General features: G+C 38.2%; 8 protein-coding genes. 3 read left to right on the top strand and 5 right to left on the bottom strand.

Annotated elements, in window-relative coordinates:
* Positions 1–201: 201 nt before the first annotated feature.
* The 4 genes from VM640_RS00830 to VM640_RS00815 all read right to left on the bottom strand — a co-directional run bounded on the left by VM640_RS00830 (position 202) and on the right by VM640_RS00815 (position 3,598).
* On the bottom strand, positions 202–1,236 hold the full coding sequence (locus tag VM640_RS00830) for a threonine aldolase family protein (protein WP_325388940.1): 1,035 nt from the start codon (positions 1,234–1,236) through the stop codon (positions 202–204).
* A 396-nt stretch (positions 1,237–1,632) separates the two neighbouring features.
* A complete protein-coding gene (locus VM640_RS00825; RefSeq protein WP_325388938.1) occupies positions 1,633–2,286 on the bottom strand; it encodes a (Fe-S)-binding protein in 654 nt (217 codons plus the stop codon).
* A gap of 215 nt (positions 2,287–2,501) precedes the next feature.
* The gene (locus VM640_RS00820) at positions 2,502–2,741 is read right to left on the bottom strand and encodes a DUF2726 domain-containing protein (RefSeq protein WP_325388936.1); all 240 of its coding nucleotides are present in this window, start codon (positions 2,739–2,741) and stop codon (positions 2,502–2,504) included.
* 509 nt (positions 2,742–3,250) lie between these two features.
* Entirely contained in the window at positions 3,251–3,598 is a 348-nt protein-coding gene (locus tag VM640_RS00815) for a hypothetical protein (RefSeq protein WP_325388934.1), read from the bottom strand.
* 283 nt (positions 3,599–3,881) lie between these two features.
* On the opposite strand from VM640_RS00815, the gene VM640_RS00810 reads away from it, so the two are divergent.
* On the top strand, positions 3,882–4,595 hold the full coding sequence (locus VM640_RS00810; RefSeq protein ID WP_325388932.1) for a DUF2225 domain-containing protein: 714 nt from the start codon (positions 3,882–3,884) through the stop codon (positions 4,593–4,595).
* 95 nt (positions 4,596–4,690) lie between these two features.
* On the opposite strand, the gene VM640_RS00805 is transcribed toward VM640_RS00810, so the two are convergent.
* Complete coding sequence (locus VM640_RS00805; protein ID WP_325388930.1) at positions 4,691–5,005, bottom strand: winged helix-turn-helix transcriptional regulator; 315 nt, start codon at positions 5,003–5,005, stop codon at positions 4,691–4,693.
* Between the two features lie 184 nt (positions 5,006–5,189).
* On the opposite strand from VM640_RS00805, the gene VM640_RS00800 reads away from it, so the two are divergent.
* Complete coding sequence (locus VM640_RS00800) at positions 5,190–5,576, top strand: DoxX family protein (protein ID WP_325388928.1); 387 nt, start codon at positions 5,190–5,192, stop codon at positions 5,574–5,576.
* An 82-nt stretch (positions 5,577–5,658) separates the two neighbouring features.
* Positions 5,659–6,255, top strand: coding sequence for an RNA polymerase sigma factor (locus tag VM640_RS00795; protein ID WP_325388926.1), 597 nt, complete (start codon positions 5,659–5,661; stop codon positions 6,253–6,255).
* Positions 6,256–6,512: the final 257 nt, after the last annotated feature.

The raw sequence follows: 6,512 nt of genomic DNA, 5'->3' as shown, positions 1-6,512 counted from the left end.
GTAGAGCAATCGCATTAGGTATTTAACTCTCATGCAACCCACAGTCCGATTACTCAAACTGCAGTTTCGAGCGAGGATACGTTTAGTAACTAACGCAGTTTCAATTGAAACACTAACTGTTAGCGACTTCTTGTCGCACCGCATTATCCTACGAATGCGTCACAGCATATGGATAATCGGAGGTTCTTAATATTAGGGTTTTCATTTTAATATGTTCTTTATTACATCAATTGTTTCATCAATATCATTATCGGTGATACCCCGATGAGTTACAAGTCTACAGGTTGTCGAGTCAATAATTTTGACTTTTATACCCTGTGCTTGCAGAGCATTATCCATATAGAAAGCATCTTTTCCAATACTTTTAAGATCTATCTGAACAATATTAGTTAAAGTCTTTTCCACATCAACTAAACTCTCATTCAAATTAGCAAGTCCTATCGCTAGTCGCTTGGCATTTAGATGGTCATCTTGTATCCTATCAATCATAGTTTTCAGTGCAACAATACCTGTGGCAGCCATATGACCAGCCTGTGCCATACCGCCTCCAATTCTCTGTCTTATTCTTCGTGCGCGTTCAATGAAATCTTTTGACCCTAGAAGAATACATCCTACGGGAGCGCTCAATCCTTTACAAAGGGAAAATTGCATCACATCAATGCCTTGACAAAAGATCTTAGGCTCAACTTTCAAAGCAGTTACGGCGTTAAATATTCGAGCTCCATCTAAATAGACAAGTAAATCATGCCTATGTGCCAGTATGGATATTTCTGTCATATATTCTTCGGATAGTGGAATACCCCGGTTTAAATCATATGTATTTTCTAAACATAGCACTTTTGTTATCGGAAATTGTATTCCACGTTTTCTAATAGCCCTTCGGACATCTTGAAAATCAAACTGTCCCTCTGTACTGCGGAGAGGTCTGGTTTGTACTCCTGAAAGTGCAGCTAATCCTCCAGTTTCCATATTATAAATATGAGACTCCTCACCGACTAAAACTTCATCTCCATGTTGTGTAGCGGTCATAATAGCTATTTGATTGGCCATAGTGCCTGAGATAACAAAAAGACTCGCTTCTTTTCCAAACATATGAGCACTCATGTTTTCTAAATATCTAACCGTTGGGTCTTCACCTGAAAAATCATCTCCTACTTCAGCATTTGCCATAGCCTGACGCATTTCAAACGTAGGTAATGTTGCTGCATCACTTCTATAATCCCGAATTTGATTCATTTGAAGCCTCCATAAGTAAAACTCTGACTGATGCATTGTTCATCTCAAAAAACGGCAGGCGTATGACAATGTATCAATTTCTTTTCCTAACTAATCCAGTCTGGCTGACTGGCTGATTCATGAAGGACGTACGAGTCAGCTTCACTTGATTTTAGTCTTGATTGAGATTTAACTGGTGCATTTATCCTGTTCATGTTAAACGGGGCTAATGGACCCGAGGGTGTGCAATCAGCAAGACTACTCATTTCAAGAACGTACGCTTATATATTTTGGATTTTGTTTGTTGGATTGGGTCTTATTATTTGGAATGAAATTATGCTATTTTAAATTTAGAATTGAATGTCATCGCAGGACCTTTGCCCCTTAAAGGGGTGAAGGTTTTTTGTGTATTATCATTTAATGCTTATCTATGAATTTTTGTAATTGATTGTGCCATTCATCTGGCTCAAATGTGCCAATTTCAGTTTCCTCTCCAAACAAAAGATCGATCATATAGCGTGGCTTTTTACCACCGATATACATTGCTTTGATACAGGAAACACAGTAAACCACGACATTCTCACAAGGCATTTCATTGGAGCGTTTTTCCATCTGCTTCTTGACATCCTCTATAGGCAAAGTGCCGTAAAAACTGTCACCACAACAGATTGCTTGAGTACGAGTATTCTTGGGTTCAACAACTTTTATATTCATTCTCACAAGAAGTTTTCTTATGGCCGACTGAACCCTTTCTTCCGTGCGTGTAGGGCAGGCATCATGTATCGACATCTCCATATCCTTATAATCGGGGAAGGGAAATGTTTTGCTTTCAGCTAATATCTCCCAAAGGGATAGGGTAGATATCCCATCATAAAGCTCCCTATATCGCTTGTCACAGCCTGCACAGGTGTTGATGACCTGAGTACCCTTTTCGAGATTAGGCTCATGTCTACAGCAAATCCGATGTTCAGGGATTTCCCCTAAGTTGTTATTCAAAAACGCTAATACTTTTTCAGCAAGCTGCGGCTTATAGATTAAAAGCGCACAGCCGGGTGCATAAACTTGTTTCATTAAAAATTCCTCCGATGATCATTTTCCATTTCAATTATTTACAAATATTATCTTGTCGAGCAAATCTTACCCCCATTTCAAAGGCTTTCTTACAATCATTTGGGAATTCTGCTTTTTTAAGGACTATTGCAGTATACCAATTTTTTCTCGGACTTCCGTTGAATCCTATTATCTTCATATAATACATCTCTTCCCTGGAAAATGCCTAGAACCAACTACGGTTTTAAAATCCGGTTAAGCTTATTACGCAGCTTCGCTTCCTCGCCACTTTCATTTGTCTTAATTCTTAAAATTGGGATACCATACTTCTCCAGAATGGTATCCTTCATTTTATCCCGTTCAAGCTGCTTTGAATTGTTAGCATGGAATGCATACCCATCCACCTCGACCACCAAGACAGGCATTTTATCCAGTTTGTTAAATATAACAAAATCGGTATGCGTTAGGACATTCATTGCAAATTGGCATTACAGTGAGGAGTAATTTTTTTTCCTGTGCTATTTATATCTAATTTTTAATTGAATTGATGGAATATATAATGGGAATTAAATCCACCAGACTATTGGATTAGACTTGGAATAATAGTCGTGGGAGTATTGTTCAAGTAAATAAGAAAATCAGAATTGCTAATAATGTAACGGGTACGTTCATTAAGGTTAACCTCTTGGAATATTTTATCTTATCTCAAAGCCATCACACTAATCGTATTATTTCCGTGGAAACAACTTCCAATTATCCTACTTCGCGGAATAGACAACATAATGTACCAAGTGGTTTACTGACTGGAATGGTAGCTCTGAAATTTCGGAACTGTGGCTCTCACAGTCCTGAATCGTGGCTCATTTTGACCCGGAGTATTCATTGTTGTAAAAAAATATAACTGCGATTCCTAAAGGGCTCGCAGTTATATTATAATTTTTGAAATATACAAGGTTGCTTTAAATACCTAATTTTTCTTGGTCATTCATTGAATATCCATTTCCCCTTTTTTCTTGGCCTTCCAGCCATAAACCCCGAGTCCGATCTGGGCAAGCATGATGACAGCTGCAATTGATCCCGTGATATTCATACCATATTGGCTCTGTTGGACTGCGAAGTGTAACAGCAGGAAGACGATCGTCATTAATCCAAAGCGTTTATGATTTTTCACGGTAAACTTCATGAGCTTTTTAAATAGATTATAGACCTCTTCATTTTTCATCAATTGAGTTCGATACTTACTATTAACGTATTTAACGATAAAATTCAATAGGGTTAGTACAAATAAGAAGTAAACTACTCCTCCAAATAAAGCACCAATTTGTTTTAACATCTAATCTCTATACACCTCTTCACTCGCTTTCTTAATTTATTCTCTGTTCTTTATTTGATATCCTGCTTTTTAAACAGAGTACTCACGGCAAGCGTTGCTGCAAGGGTGTAAACTATCGCTAAGCATGCTCCTATTTTAATTCTGTAAAAGATCCCTCTTTGCCAGATTATAATCTAAAGGACAACAATTTAATGGTAACAGGTAAAATATTCTAGTATAATGAACTTACGATAGATGCGATAAAGAACTTAAGTAAAAAATGGATTGAGGAAGGCTATAAAATATGATTACAGACTTACAGCCCTTTTATGAAAAGAAAATAACTTGCCTTTATTGCGGGGAAAGTTTTACAACGAAGAAAGTTCGTTCCCATTCTTCTGTTTCTTACAAAACAGATTCTGATTTTTGTCCCTACTATAAAGAAAATCTATATAATTCTCTTTATTATCATGTTAGTGTCTGTCCATCCTGCGGTTTTGCTTTTAACAGTGAATTCTCGAAAGACTTTACGACCCAGGCCAAAAATGCGGTTCAAAAAGGCATTGCTAAAAAATGGCAAAGCCGCGACTTTGATTCGGTCAGAGATGTAAAAACAGCAATTGAAACCTATAAGCTTGCAATTTATTCAGCCTCCCTGAAAGGGGAAAGTCATTTTGTCCTTGCTGGATTATGTTTGCGCTTGGGGTGGATCTACCGGCAGGAAAACCAACCTGACGATGAACAGCGATTTCTCAAACTCGCCATCAAAGAATACGATGCATCTTACCTTCATTCGGACTTTGTAAACTCATGGTCAGCCATTAAAATTTTATATATGCTTGGGGAACTAAATCGTCGTGTTGGAGAATTTAAACAGGCGATTAGCTACTTTTCAAAGATCGTAAATGATCCCGATCGCAACAAAGACAAGCTCATCCTCAATCGGACCCGGGAGCAATGGGCACTAGCGACTGAACAATATCGCGATTCCCATCCTGATGATAATACTAAATTCTAAGTGATAAAGAGCTTTCTCTTCATTACCGTTTAAAGCAAGAGCCAGCATTCATTTTCAAAATGAATGCTGGCTCTTGCTCGTCTTTGCCTATTTGCTTAGCACTTAACCCACTGATCTGCCCACTTCTGTAGCTCGTCAAAAACGGGTAGTAGGGCCTTGCCCTTTTCCGATAAACGGTATTCAATCCGTACCGGCATTTCAGGATAGACTTCACGAGTGACAATACCGACCGATTCAAGTTCCTTCAAACGCTCTGTTAATACCTTACTACTGACATTCGGTATAATTTCAGTCATTTCTTTAAACCGCTTCGGTCCCGTTAGCAAGACCCGAACAATGAGTCCTGTCCAACGTTTACCAATGAGTTCGTTTGCGGATTCAAATTTTGGACACAAATGGAAATCTTCCATTTTTCAGCCCCCCTTCTTCCCGCTTCGGATATTTATATTTTAACACATTAATCTACTTGACGAAAGTAGGTTTCTTATAGTATTATCAATACATAAAGTAACTAATACATTTTTTGTAAGCTATTAACCAATTATGCTGTTAGTTACCAAAAGAACTCATTAATATTTAAGGAGATGTTTTTCAATGTCAAATCTAGGTTTGTTGGTCATTCGTCTTATCTTTGGTCTATCTTTTGCTCGTCACGGTACGGAGAAACTCTTTGGTTGGTTTGGTGGTTATAGTATTCAAGGAACCGCCGGATACTTTGAATCCCTTGGGATAAAACCTGGAGTACCTATGGTTATTCTCGCTGGACTTGGCGAATTACTGGGAGGTCTCTTCTTTGCCGCTGGTGTATTCATTCCTCTTGCTTCCCTTCTCATCGTGGGTACCATGGTCGTAGCCATCATTACCGCAACTGGGAAAAATGGTTTTGCAGCTACTGCTAGTGGCTATGAATACAATTTGGCGATTATTGCAGCTGCTGTTGGAGTCTTTTTGACCGGCCCTGGAGCATATGTTCTTTTCTAATCTATTTTTAAAAATACTTCTATTCAATTTAACCCGGCAGCATCATTAAGCTACCGGGTTTTACTAATAAGGAGGATGTCTAATGCCTGTCCAGCAAAACCTTTATGGAGTAAACTTTGATGAAAGTCTCGAATCGTTTGAACAAATTATATTAGAGAATGAAGCTAAAATCACAAATCTGATCTATGGTATGACCGGAGATTATCATCTATCCCAAGATTTAACCCAAGAGACCTTTATCAAGGCTTTCAAAGCTAGGCATGGCTTTAACGGGCGATCCAAGTTCTCCACCTGGTTATACCGGATTGCCGTCAATGTTACGCTTGATTACCAACGTAAGGGGTGCGTTCGCAACGAGAAAATAGCGGATGAAATTGAACCCGGGAGTTACTCGAATCAGCTTAACAAAGATCCAGATCAGTCCTGTCAGAAAAAAGCGATGCAGGACATTCTTTTCCAAGCAATTGCTCAACTTCCTGAGCAGCAGCGTGAAGTTTTTACGTTACGAGAAATTAACGGATGTTCGACGAAGGAAGTAGCCCAGATTTTAGATATTTCACTCGAATTGGTAAAATGGAGATTGCACAAAGCGCGAGCCACACTCCGAAAATTTTTGGGTGATTCCGTTCCCTATCAAAAGATCGGCTATTTTCGACTGAGTTCCTATGGAATTGACTAGCATAGAGGATGAAATAAGCATGAAACTAAAAATTTATAATTTTTTTTGGATAAACGAGAAAAATGCGCTATCTAAATTTAAAACTCTTCGTCAAATTAATGTAAGCAAAAAATACTTATGATTCTGGTGCAGAAACCCTCTGATTTTTTCATCAAAAAGCAGGAATCTACCTCAATTGTGTTGAATTATATAGTATAGTGGAGATAACCATAGATATCTCAATATAATTTATCTATACTGTAGTTTGAGGTGATTTT

This window comes from Desulfitobacterium sp. (assembly GCF_035539115.1).
Lineage (GTDB): Bacteria > Bacillota > Desulfitobacteriia > Desulfitobacteriales > Desulfitobacteriaceae > Desulfitobacterium_A.
This window is presented reverse-complemented; position numbering and strand designations above follow the sequence as displayed.

Excerpts from the sequence above, each read along its gene's own strand:
- VM640_RS00800 (WP_325388928.1), top strand. The coding sequence starts at position 5,190 with ATGTCAAATCTAGGTTTGTTGGTCATTCGTCTTATCTTTGGTCTATCT.
- VM640_RS00810 (WP_325388932.1), top strand. The coding sequence starts at position 3,882 with ATGATTACAGACTTACAGCCCTTTTATGAAAAGAAAATAACTTGCCTT.
- VM640_RS00820 (WP_325388936.1), bottom strand. The coding sequence starts at position 2,741 with ATGAATGTCCTAACGCATACCGATTTTGTTATATTTAACAAACTGGAT.
- VM640_RS00815 (WP_325388934.1), bottom strand. The coding sequence starts at position 3,598 with ATGTTAAAACAAATTGGTGCTTTATTTGGAGGAGTAGTTTACTTCTTA.
- VM640_RS00830 (WP_325388940.1), bottom strand. The coding sequence starts at position 1,236 with ATGAATCAAATTCGGGATTATAGAAGTGATGCAGCAACATTACCTACG.
- VM640_RS00825 (WP_325388938.1), bottom strand. The coding sequence starts at position 2,286 with ATGAAACAAGTTTATGCACCCGGCTGTGCGCTTTTAATCTATAAGCCG.
- VM640_RS00795 (WP_325388926.1), top strand. The coding sequence starts at position 5,659 with ATGCCTGTCCAGCAAAACCTTTATGGAGTAAACTTTGATGAAAGTCTC.
- VM640_RS00805 (WP_325388930.1), bottom strand. The coding sequence starts at position 5,005 with ATGGAAGATTTCCATTTGTGTCCAAAATTTGAATCCGCAAACGAACTC.